This window comes from Candidatus Spechtbacteria bacterium (assembly GCA_016188605.1).
Lineage (GTDB): Bacteria > Patescibacteriota > Minisyncoccia > Spechtbacterales > JACPHP01 > JACPHP01.
The window spans coordinates 58,916-83,630 of record JACPHP010000015.1 but is presented as its reverse complement, the minus strand read 5'-3'; the positions used below and the strand labels follow the sequence as shown (position 1 = coordinate 83,630).

Below are 24,715 nucleotides of genomic sequence, written 5' to 3'. Positions count from 1 at the left end.
TTCCAATTTCTTACCTTGTATTTCTTCTTACCTCCTTTACTCTGTTTTCTTGATTGCTTTGATGGTTTATTGTTCATATCATCATTATACCAAGAACGCGGAGTAAGGTAGGTAAGAGGGATTTACTCAACAACGCCATTCTCAATTCATGATTCATAATTCAAAATTGTCGAAAGAGGGTATTTCTTGACTTAAAACATAAAATCCTGTAAGAAGATAATAATATGCTAAGAATTCGTTTTACCAGGGTAGGAAAAAAGAATGCCGCAAGTTTTAGGCTTGTGCTGACTCCAAAATTGTCTTCTACCAAAAATGGAAAGTTTCTGGAGATTTTGGGTTTCTACAACCCACGAACCAAAGAAAAAGGAGTACACGCGGAGCGTATTGCCTATTGGATTTCAAAAGGCGCTCTGGCATCCGACACCGCCCATAATTTTCTTGTAAAAGAAGGAATAATAAAGGCAAAGAAAAGAGCGGTGCATGCCGTTTCTAAGAAGAAAGAGGAACAAATAAAAGTTAACAATGAAACAGTGAAACAATGAAGCAATGGAACCATGAAGCAATGAATCAATGACGATTGATTATTCCATTGCTTCATTGTTTACGAACTTGACATTATGTAAATAAAGGAGTAAGATACTAGCAATACAGCGCAGATAGGTCGCCTGCGTAAATATCATTAATGAATGGTTGATATGGCACAAACAATGAATGATCAGGAGTTCCTCGAATATTTGGTCAAATCAATAGTTGACCATGCCGAAGATGTAAAGGTTGACTGCAAGGTTGACGAAATGGGTGTTCTTTTGACACTCCACGTACATCCTCAAGATATGGGTCAAGTGATTGGCCAGCAGGGTTCGACGGCCCGCTCAATCCGCAATCTTTTGCGAATTGTCGGCATCAAGAACAATGCACGTGTGAACTTGAAGATTGAAGAGCCAGAAGGCTCAACCCACGTAGCGGCTCGCCGTCGCGAATCAGCACCGAATGTTGATGATGCGATGGGAGATCTCAATATATAATCAGATTCTTCGGCCTGAATCGAATTGAAGGCTTTCGGAATCAACACAAACGGTGCTACAATTGTAGTGCCGTTTGTGTTATAAAGATTATTATCTCAAAAATCAAATCGCAAAACGCAAAACTGAATCTCAAATCTTAAAACTACGGCGAAGATTTGAGATTTACGATTTAGATTTTAGTTTTGCGATTTGAGTTTTGAGATTTTGTAATCATGCCCCACCTTCATTTCGACATCCTAACCCTATTTCCCGAAATCTTCGGAGGCTATTTCAACGCTTCTATTTTGAAGCGCGCTCAGGAAAAAGGAATTATAGAAATAGCGACGTATAACGTACGCGATTTTGCGGTGGATAAACATCGCACTGCCGACGACAAGCCGTACGGCGGAGGCGCTGGTATGGTGATGTTGGCAGACCCGATACTAAAGGCATTTGATAGTATTGTAGGTGACGCGCGGAGTAAAAAAACAAAAGTAGTGGTGCTGTCTGCCAAAGGCAAACCATTCAACCAGAAAACGGCATATAGCTGGGCTAAAAAATACGACCGCATAGTTTTTGTCAGCGGCCGCTACGAGGGGATTGACGAGCGCGTGAAAAAAGTATTGCGCGCCGAGGAGGTTTCAATTGGTCCGTATGTGCTTACTGATGGCGACGTGGCTATTATGACAATCGTTTCGGCAGTTGCACGCTTGGTCCCTGGAGTTATTCGTTTGGAATCGCTGGAAGAAGAATCGCACTGGAATAATTTATTAAAAAAAGAAAAAGACGCGAAGCAGGAAGAATTGCTTGAATATCCTCACTATACTCGTCCGGAAATTTTAGAATACAAAGGTAAAAAATACCGCGTACCGAAAGTGCTTTTGTCCGGCGACCATAAAAAAATTGCCGCCTGGCGCGAAGCGCGCCGGCGAAGCTCGTAATCTTGTATGTTTTTTACCAGTAATGTGATATAGTGCATCTATGGCTGAGCTAAATAAACAAGATATAAAAGATGCCGTGTTGGAGGCAATGGAACCTCTTGCGCGTTCAATACAGAAAGATTTTGAAAAAGTGAACGAGCGCTTTGATGGTGTGGATAATCGTCTTGATGGTGTGGACGGCCGAATTGGCGGGTTGGAGTATCGCGTAGGCACGCTGGAAGATGAGTGGAAGAGTTTTCGTGAACATGCCAGCTCGCTATGCTGAAGGAGGTGCTCTTTGCAGATTTCGCTTCAGGCTTATCCGCTTCAGCTAGCTCGGGCAGAAGCTCGAAATGCGGATTCATTTCCGCGGCGTATTCGCGTCGGAGCTGTCATTACAAAAGGTAATAGCGTATTGAGTATTGCTTGCAATCGCATGGGGACCTCAACGATTTCAGTTCCTGGAAGGCGTAAGTCGGTTTGGTATCGTCACGCGGAGGTGCATGCGATAAAGCAGGCTGATTTGAGCGTAATGAAGGGAGCTACGGTTTGGGTGTGGCGCGAATTCAAAAACGGCACGCCTGCCCTAGCCAAGCCCTGCGAAGATTGTATGGAGTTGTTGAAGATCGTTGGCATAAAGCGCGTGGTGTACACAATTTCCAAAACTCCATTCTTCGCGGAAGAAAGAATATAAAAGCGCTCGTTTCGGCGAGCGCTTTTTATTTACACTGTCTGTAAAAGGTGATATATGTTTATTCAGGAGGTGGGCTGTGAAAATATATCTGTTCGAAACACGTGGCCAATATCGGCAAGGAGATTGCAAAATAATTTTTGCTGATTCTGAAGAAGAGGCCAGAGGTTTTCTTCTTGAAGACGAGCGCGATGCCTATAATGCTATGGGTCATCTTTCAGAGGAAGCTCTCACTTTGATGGGCATGTCTGAAGATGAACGTAAAATCATCCTTGAGGCTTATAGAGATGTGCCAGATATTTCAGACGAAATGCTTTTAGCAGACTGGGTTCTTGTCCGAGAAGAAGAAATCTCAAAAGGAGTTTTCTGGGGAATGGGCGGAGTGATGTTTGCGTAAAGTCACAAAATGCGGACGATAATTCGTCCGCATTATTATTAGGTATTTCAGTTGATTTGACTAGCTAGTGTAAACGGTATATTTTGTTCACTAGACGCCTTAAGGTAGGCGTTGGTATTTAACAATAAGGAGGGCAGTCGTGCTTCGTTCTTTGCTTCTTACTTTGCTTAGCGCGGTGGGGCTATCAGCATTCTATCCCGCAACGGCTGTATTGGCAGGCGGTCCAAGTACTGATTGCGTAGAGCTCACGGGGCTTCAGATAGCAGCGGGATTTGTTACATGGATGAATATCCTTCAGGTTTTCGCAATTGCCCTCGCCGTTATTTGTTTTGGATACTTGATCTCGCGATGGTTCAGATGGCTTATTGAGATATTTTTGCACGTGCCCGAAGAGGTATACGAGGTTCTGCTCTACATCGCAAGCATTGGACTCGTTGTCTCTGGACACTGGGTCTCTGCAATAAATCAGCTCTGGCCGGTCTTGGGCGGTTCTCTTCTTTTCGGAGTGGCGCTTACCATAACGGCGGCTCTTCATCCGGTGCAATTCAACAAGCCAGATCGGTTTTTCGGAATCCTTTTTCTTGTATGGAGCGCAGTTGCGCTGTATTATCAGAACGAGGTGGTAGGCTTTATTGCCGTCGCGGCTTTTATGGGAATGCTCGGCTTCTCTGTTTTAATAGCGCCGGGCATGTATGCACTTGGCTTTGAAGATGAGGATGCTGTTGCAAAGGCGACTACTGCCGCATTCATGGTGCTAGGCGTATTCGTGGGGCTCCATGTGCTAAGGACGACTATTCCTTACATGCAAGTTTTTGAACAGGGAGCACTTTGGATGGGTAGCTTTGTTGGATACTTGGGGCTTCTGATTGCTTCAAGCAGGTGGTATGGTAACGCAAGGACGTATCCCATTATGCAGGTGACGACTATTTTATTGGGCTTTGCGGCGATAGCGGTTGGTTCTGTATTCGGAGTGCCGCAGCTGCTCGGGATTGGTGGTACATTCTTCGTGCTATATCTTATCGAGAAGCCATTTGAAATCCCGGTTGATAGCGCAATCGGGTATGCATTCATTGGTCTTCTTGTCGCGCTGTGTGTCGGTGGAGGAGTGTGGTGGGCACAGAATAATATGGATATTGTGCGGCCATATCTTCTATTCTAAAATGTAGGGACAGGTTGAAGAAGGAAGAAAAAGGAGGATGTGCAATGAGCATGTATCTGGCATGTCGTTATTGCGGTGAAGATTCTACGGTCGAAAGCAATTTTACTGTCTGCGCTAATCCGGAGCACGTGGCATTGGCAAAAATGGCCGCGCAACTTTCCTTTGACGCAACGCCAAAATGGCCTGAACAGCGTCGCCAAGAAGTTGGCCGTATTCTAGCAAGAGAGATTGGATTGTCGGAGGACTGTTTTCTAAAGGAGGTACTGAATGTCTAATTATCAATGCAAAGTGTGCTTGTCAGGATCAACGCCATATAGGCTGTTAAGAAGATGCGAATCTTGTTTGCGGGAAGAGTTTCCAGAAGTCAATGATAATACGATTATACTAGGCCTAACCATGCATGATAGAGGTGTCGGGGGATCTCGTAGGAAATTACGAGTCGAGGAAAGCGATCGTTGCCGAAGCGGACATTATAGCGAATGTGTTTTTTTCTAGCAACTATATATACGCTACATCCCTTACGCTTGGACAAATAAAGTATCTTGGGCTTCGAGAGGATATAAAGCATCTTTGGGCAGATAGCCCGCTCGAACTTCAATAATTCCAAAGCATTACCAAAGGCGCTTGCCACTCGGCACGCGCCTTTTTTATTCTTTTGTTGACAAGATATTAGCGAATGTGTAATATGTCTACGTATCCGAAAGTATTGTATTTAATAGAAAATATTTCGGATGAACATTAACAACTGAACAGAATCAGCTTTAATAATAATTACATTTTCTTGCGTAAAGCAACGTGGGGCGTAAAACCCTCCGTGGAGGGCCACGCCCTCTTTACGGAGTTGCCACGCAACTTTACGTTGTAATTATTATTAAACGTAGAAGTATATTTATTTATATTTCTACGTAACATTTTAGAGCCAAGTCCCCCGAAGGGGGCAACGTATAGGCGAGGAGCAACACCCTCAAATATACAAATGTGCGAGAAACAAAAACAATTATTGCTTGCAACGTGGGGCGTAGAGCCCTTTATGTTGCTTGCAACGTGGTTGCTCTGCAACTTTACGTTGAACATTCAAGAGTTGTTTCAAATTGGTATTTAACGAAGTTTTGTATGGCCCTCCTGCGTTCCGACTTCGTCGGAACTTCGGATGGGCTTAAAATAAACTTCGTTTATTTTAAGAGTTCGATCCTGGCTCAGGATGAACGCTGGCGGCGTGGATAAGGCATGCAAGTCGAACGATCCTTCGCTCCTCACTGCGTGAGGAGCTTCGGAATCGCAGGCGCTCAAAATATGGGAGAGCTTGCTATTCCGTAGCTCCGCGCGTAGCGCGGAGCGTAGGATAGTGGCGAACGGGTTAGTAATACATAGGAACATACCCAGTACTCAAGAATAACTCCGAGAAATCGGAGCTAATACTTGATGGTCTTGCTCGCAAGAGCAAGTAAAACTCAGGTGGTACTGGAATGGCCTGTGGCCTATCAGCTAGTTGGTGAGGTAATGGCCCACCAAGGCTATGACGGGTAGGGGGTGTGAGAGCACGACCCCCAACAAGGGCACTGAGACACGGGCCCTACTCCTACGGGAGGCTGCAGTCGAGAATCTTCGGCAATGGGCGAAAGCCTGACCGAGCGACGCCGCGTGCAGGATGAAGGCCTTCGGGTTGTAAACTGCTTTTCTGAAGGAAAAAGACCGTTCCTCACTGCGTTCGGAACGTACACGGATTCACACGGATAAGAAAATGGATTTACACGGATTATTATATCCGCGTATATCCGTGTTCGTATCTGCGTTTATCGGTGTGCTCCGAGCGTAGCGAGGAGCGGTTTGATTGTACTTCAGGAATAAGGGGCCGCTAACCTCGTGCCAGCAGCGGCGGTAATACGAGGGCCCCGAGCGTTATCCGGAATTATTGGGCGTAAAGCGTCCGTAGGCGGTTTTGATAGTCCAGTGTTAAATTTCAGGGCTTAACCTTGAATCTGCGCAGGAAACGTCAAAACTAGAGAGCATGAGAGGCTGATGGAACTCATGGTGTAGGAGTGAAATCCGTTGATATCATGGGGAACACCAAAGGCGAAGGCAATCAGCTGGCATGACTCTGACGCTGAGGGACGAAAGCGTGGGGAGAGAATGGGATTAGATACCCCAGTATTCCACGCTGTAAACGATGAATACTAGCTGTGTGTAGTGTCGACCCTACACGTGGCGAAGCTAACGCGTTAAGTATTCCGCCTGGGTAGTACGGCCGCAAGGCTAAAACTCAAAGGAATAGACGGGGACTCGCACAAGCGGTGGATCATGCGGTTCAATTCGATGACAAACGAGGAACCTCACCAGGGCTTGACACCCAGTTGAAGTTCTCCCGAAAGGGAGAATGTCTCACAAGGACAATTGGGCAGGTGTTGCATGGTTGTCGTCAGTTTGTGCCGTGAGGCGCTCGGTTAAGTCCGGTAACAAACGCAACCCCTATTGTGTGTTATATGTGTCACACGATACTGCCCCGCATAACGGGGAGGAAGGTGGGGATGACGCCAAATCAGCATGACCCTTTGATGCCCTGGGCAACACGCATGATACAATGGCTAATTACAGAGGGACGCCAAGCCGTAAGGCGGAGCAAATCCCATCAAAATTAGCCCCAGTTCGGATTGAGGTCTGCAACTCGACCTCATGAAGCCGGAATCGCTAGTAATCGCGCATCAGCTATGGCGCGGTGAATACGTTCCCGAGTCTTGTACTCGGGTGCCCTGCAGTTTATGGAACGAGTTGGTGACTTTCCACTTTATTGTTGGTGAGAAGTCCAACCGAAGCGAACAAAGCGCTTTGAAGCAAAATCGCAGTCCTGCGAGGGGTGACCCCCAGGATGAAGGGCGAAATCAAGTTAAACTTGGTCTCGATTATAGTTACAACTACAATCGAGGGTAGCAGAAGATAGCTTGAATCACTGTTGAGGCGTAGTAATAAGACCACCCTTCGAGTACATGGGGAAGTCACTTTGTGTATATTTATTGCTACGTATAGGGTGATCGAGATGTTTTCAAATTGTTTTATAGATGACCGGGGGAGATCTTGTTTGGTATTAATTTCCACGGTAAAATAACCTTGGGATTATAGAAGGATAGAAAGTAATTTTTATTTATTCCATGCAAGAAGTCAGCAGAGCTCGTAGTACCAGTCGTAAACCTTTCCAAAGAAATTTATCTTTGAAGGGTCCGATTGGAAAGGAGCGAATTCATCGAAAAAAATTGCCTCCTCAATATGTCGCAGGATTCATTGATGGTGAAGGATCGTTTGCGGTAAGCGTTGGAAAACGAAAAGAACGAGATTATAAACATCCTCGCTCTGTCGAAATACGTGCCGAGTTTGAAATCGAACTCCGCGCAGATGATCGTGAAATCCTCGAACGAATTCTTGTGACAATTGGTTGTGGGAAAATATATGATTGCTCGTATGAGAGGTACGGATGGTACCCCCACGCGAAGTATAAAATTACCAGTTCAAAAGATTTGGTAGCGTATCTTTTTCCATTTTTAGATGCAAATCATCTTCAAGCAAAGAAAGCAAAAACATACATACTGTTTAAGAGAATTGTCACTATGTATCGCAATAAAGAACACCTTACAGATAAGGGTTTCAGCGAAATGGTGCGATTGCGTGAACAGATGCGTTTTCTTGGCAAGAAGCATTCGATGGAAGCCGCCAGGATACGGTAAAACCGTTCGTCCGGTGGCGTGGGACGATGATATGCTCATTGATCCCGATACCGCCCGTCACGTCAGTGAAGCTGGTAGTACCCGAAGTCTCACGTAAGTGGGCCCACGGTAAGATCAGTGACAAGGACGAAGTCGTCAGACCATTCTGGTCGTTGCGACCTTTTGCCGCAAGGCAATTGCAAAATCTAACTGTATCGGTGAAACCCTCCTCTTTATTATGTGACATTCGTTGTATAATAAAGGAATGAAGGCAATACCGAGGGAAGTTATGTGTGCTGAATGATGGGAGAATGAAGTAGTTCTGTGTAACTTGTGCGCAAAGTGCTAGTGAGCGTGGCCGCGCACGTTATATCGGCGCGGGGATGCATACCCAAGCCGAAAAATCGCCCGCACAAAGAGCACGAATGCATTTTATTTCTTTCATCAAGGCGAGAGAGCGCGTTCTCTCGCCCCCATCATTTAGCACACATTAACCCCGTAGAGACTACACGTTGGCTCCTTTTTGTCCGCCTCAGGCGGATTGTTACAAAACAAAAGGATGAAGATATAGTCCGTGCTGTATTGAAAAGTACAGGTAAACATGAACAAGGCATCCGTAGCGGAAGCTGTGGATGGATCATTTTTTCTTGATTTTTTATTAAGCTTTTGCTTGATACAATATCGGGAGTCGACGATATTGAAGCATCGAATTCGTGCTTTAATATCTGCCCGCCTTCGCTTCAGCCGGAGGCTGATCCGCCTTTGGCGGAAAAGCTTCTGTATGATTAGCTAAAGGTAGGCAAGGCGTTAGTCTCAAAGCCTTCAAATGTCTGAGACTAAAATCTCTTTTCGCAAGAAAAGAGTTACCAATTTGGAGCAACTCTTAGATGTTCAATGTTCCGCCTGAGGCGGATAAGAAATTTTCTTTACGCAATGATTCTGTCAGTTATGCAAAACCCTCTGCCTAAGGCAGAGGGTTTTGCATTGTATGAAAAAGGGACGGCATTTCTGCCGTCCCCGAAGAACTAGTTTGTTTTGTTTGTGATACTTATTGCCTCTGCTTTATCATAGGTGGATTATTTTGTTAACATTTTGAATTTCACTTATCATACACGGCCGTGTATGATAAGTGAAATTCAAAACCGCATAAATAATTCATAAAATTTTAACCTGTTAATAGTGTACTATTGACACTATTATCACCATTTGCTAATCTTAAATAAAGTTCTTTTAAAATATATTGAGCATTAGGAATCATGCCATATAATGCGTCGCTATGGTAACCCCCCACACCCCCTATATCAAAATCTTATTATACGTCATTGCGAGCGTAGCGTGAAGCAATCTCGTTACCACATACGAGCGGGATTGCCAGCCCGCCAAAGCTACGCTTAAGGCGTTGCTGGCGGGCCACGCCCCCTTGGGGCTCGCAATGACTCACGAGGGGTGTGAGGGGTTACTTACGCCGCTCTTGACAAGACAGGTTATACACAATACTATCAGCACTAGTTTATTGTGTCCCTTTACAATACAAGTACGAAAGGAGGGAAATTCGGTGATCACTATACGCAATGGTCATCACGTTTATCAAGTCGGCAAAAAGGTAGCAGAAGCCGGCAAATATCGGCTTTACCTATGTACGCAGGAAGGAGTAAAGCGCGAATATATTTTGCAGATTGCTAACGAAACTAAGGACAACGGCGCGCTTCAGCGTGCCGCCTATATTCTTAAAGAACTGCAGCGCCGTGCTGAAGAGCTCGAAGTGGAGTACGCTCGTCCCGATGAACCTCTTAACTACCAGCTTGGTTTCCCCGAGCTTATGGATAGCTTCATCTGTACTGAGCAGGGCGGGCGTCAAGTTAATGTTTTTGCGTTTAGGAATGTAGAGAATGTAGGCGATATGGTGCCGCTGATTAACATCACGGCAAAAGACCGCCTGCGGGTTGATTTGCGCACTAGCGCATGGATTATGGGCAAACTTCTCAAGTTGCTTGCGTTCTTGCACAACGAAGGAATCTCGGTTAACTTGTTGAGCGGGAAGAATATAGTGATTGAGCCGAAGGAACACTATGTGGTGATTTTTGAATGGTCATTCGCGCAGATACATACCGACACAGTTCCCGTAGAGGTTAGGCGCCAAGAGATTTCTCAAGCGGCGCAATCGGTTGTTGTTGCGCTGGGAGGCGACCTAAAAACGGGTACAATCCCAAATGACGGCGACGAGGCTTTTCGTAGGTACACAGACTATCTTTGGCGTCTAGCCCGCGGTAGCGAGAGCAACGCGGAAAGAGCGCACTTGGCGTTCTATGAACTAATCGATTTGCTCTGGGAGCGCAAGTATCATCCTTTCACTACGGAATCATTGTAGGCGTGTATAGCAAAGAAAGGGGCGAATAATATGGGGAAGAATACATTTTCAAGGTCTGGTTATACCGGAGTTCGTTATAGCGCTACGTCTAATGGAACCAAGAAAGCTACCAGCGGTGCTGAAGAGCGAATGCACCAAGGACAAGGTCTAGATCCGCTGGTGGATCCGAAAGGACCTGCTCATCTCGGGCCCATTCGTCGATCTCTGCCGCGTTTTGAGAAGCGCGGTAACTTATGGGTCCTGACTTGCGGTATTCCTATGGCTGAAGAAGATTTGCTAGATACAACCGGTTCTATGGGGGGCAACGTAGATACAGCATTTGATGTCTTGCCTAGTTCTTACGAGATGCTGACCAGCGGCAGTCGTCCTATTTTAGGTCGATATGACGTTCAGATTGCAACTGCCATATTCAACGACGTTGAAGATGGAGAAGACGTGCCTGTGCTATGTCGTACTCAATTTGAGATGGACGAGAAAATTGCTTCCCAGATGACTCATTTAGTGCCTGGCCGTAGGGGTCAAGGTAACGGCAAGGAAGATCCACAGTTCGGTCTTTTCGGCGCTGTGTACTTGACTAATGCAGCGATTAACCGATGGGGCTTGAAGTACTATCACTTCACGATCTCTGACGAGCCGATCGTTGAAACTATCGATCCGCGTTGGCTGAAGAAGATTTACGGAGATGACGTACTGGAGCATGCCAAAGAAAATGGTTATGACTTCAGTAATGGAAAACTGCCTAACACCGCGCAAGTAGTCAGGGATCTACAGACCAAGGCGCATGCCTTCTTTTTGCAGGTTGGAAATCGTCGGGATGTTGCAGATCAGTGGAGCGATTTGTATGGAGCTGGTCATTTCGTTATGCTTCCTGAAGGTACGAACAACCTGCACTGTGTAAAGGCAATAATCATCGGTCTCATGGAGGGCGTGCTGAGCCTGGGGTCTGCTTTGGAATTTCTTACGGAGCATAATGTTTCAGAATTCAGTGCGCGTCAGATTATTCACGCAGTTGCGCATATTCCTCTCGGAGCTCAGATGCTTTCTCCGAACTTCGATAAGCTTCCGAAGGCCGGCGATCTTTTCAGGGAAAAGACCGACCTCTGGCCGGTCGATCCTAGTGAAATTGATTCGGCTACTTCTGGAGATTCCGAAGACGAGGACTCCGACGACGGACCCAACTGGCTCTAGCCAGTTACCAAATCAAGATTGAAAGGTACGCCGAAGTCTCGCCAAGCGAGACTTCGGCGTACCGAGGAAGGTGGCGACGATGACCAAGAAAGTCTACACCGTCACCGACCTCGGTCCTGGTGACGGCGGCAAGGGCGGTGTGGTGCACAAAATCGCAACAATGATGCGTGCCCACACCGTCGTGAAAGTCGGAGGCGCGCAGGGAAGCCACGGTGTCCGCACTTCGCGTGGCGAGAGCTTTGCTTTCAGCCAGTGGGGATGCGGCACATTCGAAGGCATTAACACGCATATCTCCGCTCGGTTTATCGTTTCTCCAGAAGGTTTACTTAATGAGTCTGACGCACTTCGATATCAGCACGGCATACACAATCCGTTTGGTCTGCTGACGGTAGATGAAATGGCATTGTGCGCCACGCCTTATCACGGAATTGCGTCGCGCCTGAAAGAAATGTCACGTGGTAATAATCCTCGCGGCACGATTGGCACAGGCGTTGGTGAAGCGTATCGCTATTTGCAACAGTATCCGGATCTTACGATTCGAGCCTGCGATTTGTCGCGGCCCGATCTGAAAGATTTGCTTGTTTGCGTGCGAGAGCAAATACGCAGCGATCTCAACGAGACTATTGGCGGCGAGTTCTTGCCTAGCGACCGTGAGGCGATGCAAAAGGAAGTTGCTCTTCTTTATGATGACGGCTTCCTCGACTATATTGCCGAACGGTTTGAAGAAGTATCGCGGCGAGCTAAGATTGTCGGCCATGAATATCTTGAGCGAGAAGTCCTTGCTCGGGACGGTGTGGTTGTAGTTGAAAGCTCGCACGGAGTTATCACCGATCACTTTCACGGTTTCTATCCGCACGTAAGCGCCATTCGAACATTGCCGTGCTTTACGCAAGCGATGCTTATAGATGCTGGCTACGACGGAGAGATTGTGAATTTCGGAGTGTTCCGAGCATACGCAATTCGCCACGGTGCGGGTCCGATGCCTACTGCCAATCCCGAGATGGCAGAAAGATTGCTTCCAGGCAGTCACAAAGAAAGCAACCGCTATCAGGGAGAAGTGCGCGTAGGGGCGCTGGATCTCGTTTTACTTCGTTACGCTATAGAAGTTTGCGGCGGCCCAAATGCATTCAATGGCCTGGCCGTCACATGGTTCGATCAAATTGTGGCTAACGGAGAGTGGCGTATATGCGACCGTTATCTCGGCGCGGACGATCCTACATATTTTACGCCCACGGGCGCAATCAAAGTCCGTGTGGGAACGGATAACAATCAGTTGGAATATCAGGAATCGCTCGGCAAACAGCTTTCGCGCTGCAAGCCGGAAATTACGACCCTGAAAGTTCCATCGCCCGCCACACCAAGCGAGCTTTACTCGTTTTGTGCCAGTATAATTGGAGAAAAGCTGGGAGTGCAAGTTAGAATGATCTCGCTGGGAAGTACCGAGCGGGATAAGATGTGCAGGTAGAACCGCGAAAGGGGTAAAGAAAATGGAAGTCACTGAAGTAACTGCCAAACTTGAGTCTATGGGCGTTGCATCTGAAGTGATTGAGAAGATTATTTCTGATCTTGGTGCTACGACCGTGGAAGATCTGGCTGGTTTGACAGAGCAAGACCTCGTCGGAGTCGGCATGAAAGTATTGCCGGCAAGGAATTTGCTCAAAGCGCTTGCACCGGCTAAGCCAGTGGCTGAGCCGCCCGCAGTAAGTACAATGGGAGCCATTTCTTTTGATGCTGTGCTTCCCGCAGTGCCCACCGATGCTTCTTGGCTGGAAGCGCTTCGAACTGGTGGAATCCTCAAGGTTGATCAATCCACTGTTATTTCGGCAGTTCGGGCGGCACTGGCATACCGGGCAGGCCTCTTCAGTATCCCGGATGTGCTCGCTGGCTTGATGGAGAGATTTGCGGATACGAACGAAGAGCAGGTTGATCCGGAGTTTTTTAAGCTTCGAAAGGAAATGACGCGACGCAGCTATGCTGAGATCTTTGCGGCGATCGACGGTTTGGATGGTTCGTATGTGACTGAAGCGCGAAAGAAGCAGCTTTTTCAGCGCATTGATGAGCATCTTTGGCCAGCGATTACGACTTTCTATGGACAGCTTAAATCCTGGCAGGATGCGTGGGTGCAGGGCGCAGCAAATCCTGCTCTTATGATGAATGCCATGATGGCGATGGTCGGCGGTGGTGGCGCTATGCCTTCGGGCATGATGCAGCCGCCGGATACAGGCGGGCTGCGTGACGCAGCAGATGCAATGGCCGATTCTGTAAACAAGGTTTTTGCGGGAACGGGAGTTCAGATCGCGGCTGCGCTCGCTTATGACGCATCCAAGATCAAAGAAACCCTGGAAAATACCCGTCTGCCAGCGTTGATCGGTGCCGCTAACCGTGACCAGATGATTCGACAGCTCGGTGTAGCGGTTTCTGCCACGTATCCGCGGCTGGAGACCAACCTGACTCGATTCGTGTTGGCGGTCATGCGGGTCAAGGATCAGCCAGCCGGCAATGAAGAATTGCAGTACTTTGGCGCGCTGTACATGCTTGGCTCCCAGATTCCCTGGGACCAGCTCAGCGCCAGCGCGTCTGCAAGTAAACGGCTTACCGGTATTGGCACTGAACACCGCCGTAGCGGTAACTAATTCGTTTTTTGTTCTTTAATCTATAAAATTGAGGCCACCTTGCAGTTGCGGGGTGGTCTTCTTCAATTACAAAAGCCGTTGGTGAAACCAACGGCTTTATTTTATACAACTGGGATATTCGGCAGAAAAACTCTGCTTACAAACAGCATTGTTGCAAGTTGCCTGTATCCCGAATCCCAGAACATGCTACTATCATTAATTCTATCTGAATGGGGTGTGTGTATGCCGCCGCATGGCGGGAAGAATCGTTCATATCCTTTATGCATCAACCTGTACTGTAGAGTGTCTCGTTCTGTTTCCTCCAAGTAGATGCTTATTGCGCCGCGGCCAAAAATTATATTACCGTCATCGCGCATATATGGAGTCAGCAGTTTTTCATACAACTCACGTATTGTATCATCGCCGCCCATCCATACGGCGCCAAACAGGACATGTGTCCAATAGCTTTCTCCCAGATATACATCAGAACTATTGAAGTCACGAATTCGAAGTATCTCGCCCTTTTCTTCCAGCCAGAATTCAACAACTTGGCCGCGAATCGCATTATGCGCGAAAGTTTGTCCAAGTAGTTTTTGTAGCTCCGACCTGCCAGCAAAAGGCGTTCCCGGCCTCACAAATACGGCAAGGTCAATATCAGAATTTTGCGCGCCGTATCCCTTGATGCGCGAGCCGTACATGAGAACCCCCGGGTATATGAGCCGCGACAGCTCGCTGTTGCATTTGATAGACGCGGCCATCGTTTCTATATCGCGCAAGTCCTTTCCCATTGACCTAAGATTTTTAGAGAAAGGTCCTGCGAGACGTGGAATGACTATTCCTAACTCCGACAGCCGTTGGTCATCAACAATACCGAGGTAATGGAGCCGGCGGAAAGTTTTGGATAGCGCTTCCCCGATATCAGGATCGTCGCTCTCCCAAAGTGCTAGCAAAGTTTCTTTATACTGAGCGTACAGTGCGTGCGCCCTGCTAACGTTAGTTAGCGCGACGGACTCAATGGCCGCTCTAATTCCTTCGACAAGCACTCGCTGCATAGCAGAATCTCCGTAAGCGAGAAAGCTCGCCGTTATTTCATTAGAGAGCTCTCCTCGAACGATTGCTGTGCATATATCTTCTCCAGCGGCATCGATGGCTTCTTGCCTCTTTTTTTGTACAAGCCAATTTTTTCGACCCTTCGTGATACTGCCGAAATCTTCAGTATCTATTCTAGAGAACGCTTTATCCAATTTTTTGCGAACATATGTAAGCGTAATCGGCTTTGGTGTTGCTTCAGCTGATTCTGTGTCAGCTTCTGTATCTGGAATAAATCCCATATCTGCTAGAACGGGGAGCGCATCGGCAATGCTATCTTTCAGCACCTGATCGTTGGCTTTTTCCATGAGAGATATGACGTCCTCAATCTCTAGCAAGCCGTTTTCAACGAGCTTGGGTATGAGATGAGCCGCCTTCACTACTCGCGGCAAGTCGCCGACTCTCTGCCCTACTTCAAGCACGTCGCCATCTACGAAATTGGCGCGTACGTCTTGCACTAGAAGCAGATGCCACCAAGCATCCATGTATACCTGCCTAAATAGTCTAGCGACCTGTCGGAGTTTTTCCCCGAAATGGTCCCACGTTCTGTTGGGCAAGAATTCAAATGGAAGATAGAAGACAATGCGCTTGTAGTACGGGTCTTGCAGCAAATCGCTTAGAGATTCATAGAGTGCCGCAACTTGTTCCTCGGTGATATACCCCAGATCAATAGCTGTCCCGATAGGCATATCTGGCCGGGGCAGAGAGCAAATGACGTCTTCGAGGCGTTTTATCAGCTCCCTGCGCCGTTCAAGCTGTTGTTTGAAAACTTCATTGCTTGTAATACTTTCAGGCCATACTGCGGCAGCAAGAACGGGGTCGAGTAATGACTCGACTGGAACTAATGATGTTAGCACCAGATACCTCCTTTCGATTGTTATAATTTGTGAAAATACAGCTTCTCGTTTGCATTTCTGTGCAGTTCAAGAGAGTGTCGTGATTATAAAACGATTAAACTATAAGTCAATATCAGAACCCTGACAAATATGTGGTACTTGTGCCATATTGGTTATTGTTGTAAAAAAGATAGTATCGCAGTTTATTCCGTCCCTGTATTCGGTATTCTAGATTCTGTATTCTTTATTGCGGGCGCGTAGTTCAGCGGTAGAACGCTTTCCTGATAAGAAAGAGGCGGAAGGTTCGACTCCTTCCGCGCCCACTAGGTTTGTAAATTCCAAAACACAAATTACAAATCCCAAACGTTTCGTGTTTGTAATTTTGTGCTTTTGTGGTTTGTTTGGCTTTTGTGTTCTGTGCTTTGTAATTTGCGCGCATTGGGCCATTAGCTTAGTGGCAGAGGACGAAAGCCAACTGCTTGGCTTTCGTCGGAAAGTTTAGGTTTGGCCTCTCGCTTTAGCGAGGCGGTTTTCCGCCAGAGGCGGATCAGCCTCAGGCTGAAAACTTTCCAGTGCACCTCTTTTGATTACACCGAGCGCAGCGCAGCGGAGTGAGGATATTTAACAAAATATTCAAAATTTGGGCCATTAGCTTAGTGGCAGAGCACCCGGTTTGCATCCGGGAGATGGGAGTTCGATTCTCCCATGGTCCACCAAAGCTATAAATACTTAACGCTCATTATTTTGCCGGTATCGCGAAAAACATAGTCGCAAAGCTCCTTGTTTTTCTGGGACATCCGGGAGATGGGAGTTCGATTCTCCCATGGTCCACCAAAGCTATAAATGCTAACGCTTATTATCGCGAGAGGAGTCCGATTCTTGCAGTATTCGAAATATTGTCTATTTTAACGACCATTTTTCATACTCCCTCGCGTAGTTAATTTTTTGAGTATTAGACTTGACCAGACAAATAGAAAAACTCGCCATAGGCGAGTTTTTCTATTTGTAGGTGGCCTTTTTTCTTTCTTCAACGCGTGCTAATATGGGTCGTGAACTTCAATATTATGGACATAGCTTCTCTATTCTTTATTTTATCTGCTAAGTATCTTTTTATTGCCATTATTGGTATCGCGTTAGCATATCTTATGTTGCAAAAGCGTGACGTGCAAAAGCGGATGATTGTTTTTGCTGTGCTGGCTTTGCCGTTGACCTATCTCGCGGCAAAAATCTTGGGATTTTTCTTTTATTACCCGCGGCCGTTCGTAACTGATGGCTTCACTCCGCTTATTGCGCATGTGGCGGATAATGGTTTTCCCTCCGATCACACACTGATTAGCGCTGCGATTGCAGCTGCCCTTTGGCCGTTTAATAAAAAAGTTAGCATTGCGCTATGGGCGTTGACAATTATAGTAGGTTTTTCACGAATTTACGTTGGCGTGCACCACGGGGTTGATATTATCGGTAGCATTGTAATTGCGATTACGTTTGCGTGGTTAGTGCAATCAGTTCTCGAGTATACATCAGTTAAACGATTATCGTAAATAATTGATGGCAGAGGAGTTGCCGCGCTAGCGCGGCAACTCCTCTGCCATAGTTATCCACAGAGCTATATTAAATTCTGCTGAATTACTGCTATAATGTTATTAGAAAGGTCTTGTACTTTTTACCTAACGTCGATATTCAAATAATTAATAAAATTAACTGAGATTTATTCTCTTTAAAATATACATTATGTTAGTACAACAATGGAGTGAAGTAGTAGTTGTATCCTTGCAGCAAATTTGGCAAGGTTTTATGCAATTCGTTCCGAGTTTTCTCGGGGCAATCATTGTATTTATTGTAGGTTGGATTATTGCGGTCGCTTTTGGTATGGTTGTAACGCGCCTTTTGCAAATGGCGCAGCTGGATAAATTTATGAGCCAGCTTTCTGTAACGCAAATGCTTCATCGCGCAGGCATGACGATTGAAATAAGTTCTTTACTCGGCATGCTGGTGAAATGGTTTTTCGTCATCGCGTTCTTTATGGCCGCGGTAGAGATTATGGGGTTAACTGCTGTCGCAACATTTTTGCAGCAAATAGTGCTCTATATTCCTAATATAGTAGTCGCGGCTCTCGTAATTGTGGTGGCGGCAATTCTCGGTGATTTCTTAGAGAAAGCTACACGCACAGCATTACAGGCAACTGAACTTGGTGGCTCATCTCGTTTTGTGGGCTTGGTGACGCGTTGGGCTGTGTGGGCATTTGGTATTCTAGCCGCATTAAACCAGCTTGGCGTTGCAACAGCCATGGTCAACACGTTGTTTATGGGCATTGTTGCCATGCTTGCCTTGGCGAGCGGATTAGCCTTCGGCCTCGGTGGCCAGGGAGTAGCCCGCGAAATTTTGGAAGGGATTAAAAAAGATATTAACGGATAGATTCTTACTGTAATTTAAAAAACGCTCCGGCTTGCGGAGCGTTTTTCGTTGTAGTTTGGAGCTCATCTTGTATTGTACAAGATGCCGCTTGACAGTAATTATTGCATTCTGCTATCATACCTTTAATTAAAAAAAGTAGGTTTATACCTTTTAAGCACCCATTGTTTTATATGCAAAAAGAAGCAATTGTTAACCAAAAAAAGAGCGGCGCTTAAACCGAATTTTCTTGCTGGTTTGCGTAGCCGCCTAGAGCGGTTTTTATTTTGCTTCGCCACGCCGAAGTCCACCCAGGGCGGACGAAGGCGGGACACCATTCATCCATCGTTGTTAGAGAAAAGATGCGCAATACGAGTTAGGCATTTTTTCTCCGATAGCGATGACATTTTTCAGAAACGACTGAACATTGTCAATTTCATAAAATAAACAATAAGGTCTTTTATCGTCAGTGCTTCGCATTGGCGATTTGAATAGAGTCTTGTAATTCTGCGGTTCTTATAGTTCCTCACTGCGCTCGGAACAACGCTGATCTATACGGATTTAGCTGATTTATGCAGATATTTATATATCAGCATTTATCGGTAGTATCAGCATTAATCCGCGTCTGCGACGAGCGAGCATAGCGAGGAGCATTTAACTGCATCATGCAAACATTTTTAAGGGCGTATGGTGGATGCCTTGACATCAAAAGGGGATGAAGGACGTAGCATGGCTGCGATAAGCTTCGGGGAGGTGCCTAGCAACCTATGATCCGGGGATTTCCGAATGAGGAAACTCAGTGCGGCAAAACCGCATTCTTCCAGCGCAAGCTGGAACCCACACCCGCTGAAGTGAAACATCTCAGTAAGCGGAGGAAAAGAAAATAACTATGATTCCCTCAGTAGCGGCGAGCGAACAGGGAAAAGCCCAAACCCGTCCTTCGCTCTTTGCTCCGCAAGGAGCTACGGAACAGCATGCCAGAAATTTATATAGTGGCTTGCCATTCCGAAGCTCTTTACGAAGTAAAGAGCGAAGGATGGGGGTTGTAAGATGGCAGCATTGGAGCAATCCAAAGGAGTCACAAAATGTGCAATTTAGTCGAATGTCCCTGGAAAGGGCGACCAAAGAGGGTAATGGTCCCGTAGACGAAAAATTCACATCTCCTGTTGCTATTCTTGAGTAACTCGAGGAACGAAAGCCTCGAGCGAATCTAGCTATACTATTAGCTAAGGCTAAATACTTTTGATGATCGATAGTGAACTAGTACCGTGAGGGAAAGGTGAAAAGTAGCCCGGTGAGGGCAGTGAAATAGTACCTGAAACCATATGCCTACAGAGAAGCGGAGCTTTATCGCTATCGCTCCGAGCTTCTAATCTCAAAATTAAAATCTCAAATCTCAAAACTAAGGTGTCTCGCTTTGCGAGACTATATAATCGCCGCAAGGCGATACCACAATTTTGAGATTTGATTTTTGAGATTTGATTTCGGAGCTCCGAGCGGTAGCGAGGAGTGACGCTGTGCCTATTGAAGAATGAGCCAACGAGTTTATCTGTGTCGCTTGTCTAAGTTCCGATGGGAACGAAGGCGTAGGGAAACCAAGTCTTAATAGGGCGTACTTGGCGGCACACATAAGACCCGAAGCCAGGCGAGCTACCCATGGTCAGGGTGAACTCCGGATAAAACTGGAGGGAGGCCCGTACACGTTAGCCTTGCAAAACTATGTGATGAACTGTGGGGAGTAGCGAAAAACTAATCGAGCCTGGTAATAGCTGGTTCTCTCCGAAACAGCTCTAGGGCTGGCCTCTTCTGTTTCATTTAGGAGGTAGAGCACTGGATGATTTGTCGTGGCTTTCGCCTAGGCGAATCAATCAAACTCCAAATTCCTGAATTGATAAGAAGGGAGTTAGAACGCGGGGGCTAAGCTCCGCGCTCGTGAGGAAAACAGTCCAGATCACAGTCTAAGGTCCCTAAATATATATTAAGTGGAAAAGGAGGTGAGAATTCTCAGACAGCTAGGAGGTTGGCTTAGAAGCAGCCATCCTTTAAAAAGTGCGTAACAGCTTACTAGTCGAGAGTTCTTGCGCCGAAAATGTACCGGGGCTCAAATATATTACCGAAGACGTGGATGTCAGTGCTTCGCACTGACACACGGATTAACGTGGATAAGAAAACGGATTAACACAGATAAAATCGGTGTATATCCGTGTTCGTATCTGTGTATATCAGTGTGCCAATGCGGAGCATTGGCGTGGTAGGAGAGCATTCTCTATGCTGTGAAGTCGTCTCGTGAGGGGCGGTGGAGCGTAGAGAAGTGAGAATGTTGGCATGAGTAACCGCATGGCCGATGCGAGATCGGCCCACCGAAAGCCTAAGGTTTCCTTGGCAATGGCAATCATCCAAGGGTTAGGCGGCCCTAACCTCTCAGCCGAAAGGCTCTGGGGGATGGACAGCTGGTTAATATTCCAGCCCCTCAACTCATTTCTATGGGATGACGGAGATTTGTATCTTAAGCGTATTATTGGATTTACGTTTCTATTTTGAGGTCGCCATGTAGGTAAATCCGCATGGTATAAACCGATGAAGTAGGAAACAGGTTTTGACACGTCAAGACCGATTTAAGAGAGCAGTCTTCCAAGAAAATTCTCTACGATCAGATGAGTTGGGCCCGTACCACAAACCGAAACAGGTAGGCAGGGCGAGTAGCCCAAGGTGAACTAGCGAGTCTTCGTTAAGGAACTCGGCAAAAAAGCTAGGCGTAACTTCGGAATATGCCTTCCCATCGCAAGATGGGCGCAGTTAAATTTTGCCTGGCAACTGTTTAACAAAAACACAGCTCCCTGCTAACTCGTAAGAGGATGTATAGGGGGTGACACCTGACCAATGCCGGAACGTCAAACAGCGCTTGTCGTCCTTCGCTCTTTGCTCCGCAAAGAGCTTCGGAGCGATGCATGCTTTCAGTAAAAGCAGCTTGCCACTCCGTAGCTCCGCACGAAGTGAGGAGCGAAGGATGGCTCGTGCTGTAAGCGCCGGTGAATGTCGGCCGTAACTATAAATTGACCGTTGTAGTTACGCTAAAAAATCTTGCTATATGTTCCCGATTTGTCTGTGATAATAGCTAGTAGCTACAAATCTAGATCCCGCAGTATTGCTGTGGCGATCAAAAACAATATCGGGAAACCGTAAGTCACGTCGTTCGTAAATTATGAATGGTGGAAGGCTTGCGGGACTGGAAACTCCGCATGAATCCGATGGTACTCTTTGAGTAATAATCCATTCGGTGACGCGGACAATCAGCAGGAAAGACCCCACTCTGGTGGGGAATCCTCAGAGACTATACGCAAGAACCCGTAAGCTCAATGAATGCCGAAGAGCTTGCAATGGGTATGATATAGTCCGATCTCATAGGCGACTATGAGTTAACACTAAAGAACGGTCCTAAGGTAGCGAAATTCCTCTGTCAGGGGACCATAAGAGGTGACTCTTATTGGAAAATTTGGCTATATGCTGGAACATCTGGAGAACCTAAGCTACTCAGTGTATAATATATATAATGAGTAAAAATGCTGCGGGTGTGGTCAATTTTTGGCCGTCAGACAATCAGCAGGAAACGTTGCAAGTTTCGCATCACTATTATTCTGGATTTTTTGCTGCAGAAATGTCTTGTTCTGTAATTAAGTTTCGGAACAAGCATCCTGTTGGGCATTACTATATGCCAGATATTACCGTAACTAATTCTGATAGAGTATTACTTGAAGATATAAATAGAATTGTTGGAGAGGATGATGGAGTTATTTCTAAAGTAAAAGGAGCTCTAAATCTTTCTTTTCGAGGTAAAAGAAAAGTAAAGATAATTTTATCATTTCTTGCCACGTACCCACTAATTTGTGGCGATTTGGGAAATGAACGAATTAGAATTATGCGCGCTGCGGTTTCATATCTTGACCAACATAAAGGTCATGCAGAGCATCGCCGCAAGACAATAGTGATGGGCGTATATAGAAAAGCGTTAAGGAGAGTAAAGGAAGAAGGACGCATTAAAAAGAGTTTTTCTTTATTGGAAAGTTCTCGTGATGCGGTAGGATATTTTTTAGCTGGAGTGATTGATGGCGAAGGATCATTCGGCTGGAAAAGAAGCAACGATCGTCTTGAGCCTTATATAGCAGTCGCAATGAAAGATGAAAAGATTATCTCTCTTCTCAAAGCTTTTACGGGTTTTGGGAATACGAGAAAGCGAAAGGATGGATTGCGTCATTGGGAAACAAATGCAAAAAGTACGATTATAGCTTTTGCAAATATATTTCTTCATCAGTATCCTTTACGACATATAACGCAAAGAAAAAAATTAGATAAATTGCAACGAACCCTCAACGACTACATGCCAAAGCTCTCTGTACGATTTCGTCCAGAGAATGTGATATAGTCTGAACTCTATGGCGACATAGAGAGAAGGAGCCGAAGCGCTCTTTCCGTCCTCAATTTGTATTTGGGGTAGTAACATAATTGTGGCAGGTAACTTCTGTCCCGCACGAAAGGTGTAATGACTGGGCAACTGTCTCAACGAAGAGCTAGGTGAAAATGCAGTAACGGTAAAGATGCCGTTGTCCTGCAACAAGACGAAAAGACCCCAGGAGCTTTACTGCAGCTTTCCATTGTTTTTATATTTTGACTGCGTAGCGTAGTGGGTAGGCTTTGAAGTTTCGCTTTCGGGCGAGATGGAGCCGTCAATGCAACACCCATCTTTTAAAATGTAAAAACTAACCTTGCGCGAAACACAGGGAACAGTGGATGGTAGGCAGTTTTAGTGGGGCGCTAGCCTCAAGAGTGGCTTGCTACAGCCACAGGGGCCATGCAGTCGTAAGATTGCATTGCAAAATCAGCTATATGCTGGGAAAACCGTTCCTTAAATGGATGCAGTATGTACGTGTACCTAGTCGAAAGGGTGAAAATCACGTAATGCGGCTTATCAGCAGGGAAGAATGCATAATTTTTGAAGATTGCATTCCCCTCAACGACTACACGCTGAAACTCATTACTTTATGGAGTAATGAGGGTGATATAGTCTGAACTTATGGGCGACCATAAGGATCCGTAAGGATCACCTACATTTATGAGATCAAAGAAGATTGAGGCGTATAAACAAACGCTTCGGTTATCGGAGGGGCAGAAAGAGATTCTCATTGGTGTACTACTTGGTGATGGACATCTTGAAACCCAAAATCACGAACGTACCTATCGTTTGAAGATTGAACATGCATATTGGCAGGAAAAATACACTCTTTGGTTATATGAAAAATTCAAAGAATGGGTATTAACCCCGCCTCAAGAAAAACAACATGTTGTATTTGATAGGATATATCGTGAACATTGGTTTTCAACGATCAGTCATGGAGCGTTTAGATTTTATGCCCAACAATTTTATAAAGATAAGCATAAAGTTTTACCGAGACAGATCGAACGTTGGCTCACGCCATTAGTATTAGCAGTTTGGTTTATGGATGATGGCTCAATAAAATCAAAGCATCATCGCGCGCTGATATTGAATACGCAAAGTTTTTCCAAAGCAGAAAATCTTATACTAATTAAGATATTGGAAAATAAATTTGGTGTTCAAACACATTTGCGGCCGCAGAGAAACCTTTGGCAATTGTATATAAACAGTTCTACGGTTGAAAAATTTGTAGAATTGATAGATCCATATATTTTGCCATCAATGCGGTATAAGCTAGGAATGCTAGGGAACACATTGCCTAAATTGTAGCGGAGGCGTTTATTAAGGTCAGTTAACTCCGGATGGAAATCGGAGTGGTCGCGTAAAGGCACAAACTGGCTTTACTGCAAGGCAAGTAAGCCGCGCTCTTAGAAACCTCGAGAGTAAAATCAAGCGGGAGTATAAGATGTCAGTGCTTCGCACTGACACACGGATTAACGTGGATAAGAAAACGGATTAACACAGATAAAATCGGTGTATATCCGTGTTCGTATCTGTGTATATCAGTGTGCCAATGCGGAGCATTGGCAAGTTGCGAAAGCAGAACTTAGTGAACCGACTCTTTTTCATAGAAAAGGAGAAGATCATCAGACAAAAGTTACCCTGGGGATAACAGGCTAATCGGGCCCGCGAGTCCATATCGACGGCCCGGTTTGGCACCTTGAAACATCGGGGTGCTAGAGCAGCAATGCTCTACCAACAAATTCGGCTTATAACGGAGAACCCGTCAGTGACATGATAGAGACATGTCGCCCGGCAACACCGTGGGAAGTTCGACCAGCACAAAGTGCTGGAATGACCAATGACCAAACTCCAATGACCAATCAATGACTAAATGATTTAATGACCAAAACGTTTTGGGATTTAAGTAATTGGGATT

The 24,715-nt window shown here is 46.0% G+C and carries 20 protein-coding genes, 2 tRNA genes, 1 rRNA gene and 3 other annotated features (1 of these 26 only partly in view); of the genes, 22 read left to right on the top strand and 1 reads right to left on the bottom strand.

Going from position 1 to position 24,715, the window contains the following annotated elements; translation table 11 throughout:
* The first annotated feature begins 224 nt into the window (after positions 1–224).
* The 14 genes from rpsP (at position 225) to HYV65_03320 (ending at position 14,052) form a co-directional block, all read left to right on the top strand.
* Positions 225–542, top strand: a complete 318-nt coding sequence (rpsP, locus tag HYV65_03385) for a 30S ribosomal protein S16 (GenBank protein MBI2463246.1) — start codon at positions 225–227, stop codon at positions 540–542.
* A gap of 153 nt (positions 543–695) precedes the next feature.
* Positions 696–1,025, top strand: a complete 330-nt coding sequence (locus HYV65_03380; GenBank protein ID MBI2463245.1) for a KH domain-containing protein — start codon at positions 696–698, stop codon at positions 1,023–1,025.
* Positions 1,026–1,237: 212 nt separating this feature from the next.
* Positions 1,238–1,945 (top strand): tRNA (guanosine(37)-N1)-methyltransferase TrmD, encoded by a 708-nt coding sequence (gene trmD / locus HYV65_03375; GenBank protein MBI2463244.1) that lies wholly within the window; start codon positions 1,238–1,240, stop codon positions 1,943–1,945.
* A 40-nt stretch (positions 1,946–1,985) separates the two neighbouring features.
* Complete coding sequence (locus HYV65_03370; protein MBI2463243.1) at positions 1,986–2,210, top strand: hypothetical protein; 225 nt, start codon at positions 1,986–1,988, stop codon at positions 2,208–2,210.
* Between the two features lie 12 nt (positions 2,211–2,222).
* Positions 2,223–2,618, top strand: a complete 396-nt coding sequence (locus HYV65_03365; protein ID MBI2463242.1) for a hypothetical protein — start codon at positions 2,223–2,225, stop codon at positions 2,616–2,618.
* A gap of 76 nt (positions 2,619–2,694) precedes the next feature.
* Positions 2,695–3,012 carry a hypothetical protein gene (locus HYV65_03360; protein MBI2463241.1) on the top strand — a complete coding sequence of 106 codons (318 nt, stop codon included), beginning with the start codon at positions 2,695–2,697 and terminating at the stop codon, positions 3,010–3,012.
* Between the two features lie 139 nt (positions 3,013–3,151).
* The gene (locus tag HYV65_03355) at positions 3,152–4,171 is read left to right on the top strand and encodes a hypothetical protein (protein ID MBI2463240.1); all 1,020 of its coding nucleotides are present in this window, start codon (positions 3,152–3,154) and stop codon (positions 4,169–4,171) included.
* Positions 4,172–4,215: 44 nt separating this feature from the next.
* The gene (locus HYV65_03350; protein MBI2463239.1) at positions 4,216–4,446 is read left to right on the top strand and encodes a hypothetical protein; all 231 of its coding nucleotides are present in this window, start codon (positions 4,216–4,218) and stop codon (positions 4,444–4,446) included.
* A 901-nt stretch (positions 4,447–5,347) separates the two neighbouring features.
* Positions 5,348–6,912 (top strand): 16S ribosomal RNA (locus HYV65_03345).
* Between the two features lie 402 nt (positions 6,913–7,314).
* Complete coding sequence (locus tag HYV65_03340) at positions 7,315–7,884, top strand: LAGLIDADG family homing endonuclease (GenBank protein MBI2463238.1); 570 nt, start codon at positions 7,315–7,317, stop codon at positions 7,882–7,884.
* Positions 7,885–9,418: 1,534 nt separating this feature from the next.
* Complete coding sequence (locus HYV65_03335; GenBank protein ID MBI2463237.1) at positions 9,419–10,231, top strand: hypothetical protein; 813 nt, start codon at positions 9,419–9,421, stop codon at positions 10,229–10,231.
* Between the two features lie 30 nt (positions 10,232–10,261).
* Entirely contained in the window at positions 10,262–11,419 is a 1,158-nt protein-coding gene (locus tag HYV65_03330) for a hypothetical protein (protein ID MBI2463236.1), read from the top strand.
* A 79-nt stretch (positions 11,420–11,498) separates the two neighbouring features.
* Positions 11,499–12,884, top strand: coding sequence for an adenylosuccinate synthetase (locus HYV65_03325; GenBank protein ID MBI2463235.1), 1,386 nt, complete (start codon positions 11,499–11,501; stop codon positions 12,882–12,884).
* Positions 12,885–12,906: 22 nt separating this feature from the next.
* Positions 12,907–14,052, top strand: a complete 1,146-nt coding sequence (locus tag HYV65_03320) for a hypothetical protein (protein MBI2463234.1) — start codon at positions 12,907–12,909, stop codon at positions 14,050–14,052.
* Positions 14,053–14,153: 101 nt separating this feature from the next.
* Here the strand turns inward: HYV65_03320 and HYV65_03315 are convergent, their stop codons facing one another.
* The gene (locus HYV65_03315) at positions 14,154–15,977 is read right to left on the bottom strand and encodes a hypothetical protein (protein MBI2463233.1); all 1,824 of its coding nucleotides are present in this window, start codon (positions 15,975–15,977) and stop codon (positions 14,154–14,156) included.
* 230 nt (positions 15,978–16,207) lie between these two features.
* Between HYV65_03315 and HYV65_03310 the strand changes: the two genes are divergently transcribed.
* The 8 genes from HYV65_03310 to HYV65_03275 all read left to right on the top strand — a co-directional run bounded on the left by HYV65_03310 (position 16,208) and on the right by HYV65_03275 (position 24,105).
* A tRNA-Ile gene (locus HYV65_03310) sits at positions 16,208–16,279 on the top strand.
* A 319-nt stretch (positions 16,280–16,598) separates the two neighbouring features.
* Positions 16,599–16,672: transfer RNA gene (locus HYV65_03305), tRNA-Ala, on the top strand.
* A gap of 348 nt (positions 16,673–17,020) precedes the next feature.
* The gene (locus HYV65_03300; GenBank protein ID MBI2463232.1) at positions 17,021–17,497 is read left to right on the top strand and encodes a phosphatase PAP2 family protein; all 477 of its coding nucleotides are present in this window, start codon (positions 17,021–17,023) and stop codon (positions 17,495–17,497) included.
* Between the two features lie 190 nt (positions 17,498–17,687).
* Positions 17,688–18,371 (top strand): hypothetical protein, encoded by a 684-nt coding sequence (locus HYV65_03295; protein ID MBI2463231.1) that lies wholly within the window; start codon positions 17,688–17,690, stop codon positions 18,369–18,371.
* A gap of 649 nt (positions 18,372–19,020) precedes the next feature.
* Positions 19,021–21,244: a sequence feature (possible 23S ribosomal RNA but does not have good blast hits on one or both of the ends), on the top strand.
* Positions 19,237–19,530, top strand: a complete 294-nt coding sequence (locus HYV65_03290) for a hypothetical protein (GenBank protein MBI2463230.1) — start codon at positions 19,237–19,239, stop codon at positions 19,528–19,530. (Overlaps the previous feature by 294 nt.)
* 113 nt (positions 21,245–21,357) lie before the next feature.
* Positions 21,358–21,686, top strand: a sequence feature (possible 23S ribosomal RNA but 16S or 23S rRNA prediction is too short).
* 211 nt (positions 21,687–21,897) lie between these two features.
* Positions 21,898–22,767, top strand: coding sequence for a hypothetical protein (locus HYV65_03285; GenBank protein MBI2463229.1), 870 nt, complete (start codon positions 21,898–21,900; stop codon positions 22,765–22,767).
* A gap of 83 nt (positions 22,768–22,850) precedes the next feature.
* Positions 22,851–24,715, top strand: a sequence feature (possible 23S ribosomal RNA but does not have good blast hits on one or both of the ends) (it continues 1,466 nt past the right edge of the window).
* A complete protein-coding gene (locus HYV65_03280; protein MBI2463228.1) occupies positions 23,229–23,411 on the top strand; it encodes a hypothetical protein in 183 nt (60 codons plus the stop codon). Its footprint overlaps the feature before it by 183 nt.
* Positions 23,455–24,105 carry a hypothetical protein gene (locus HYV65_03275; GenBank protein ID MBI2463227.1) on the top strand — a complete coding sequence of 217 codons (651 nt, stop codon included), beginning with the start codon at positions 23,455–23,457 and terminating at the stop codon, positions 24,103–24,105. Its footprint lies within the feature at positions 22,851–24,715.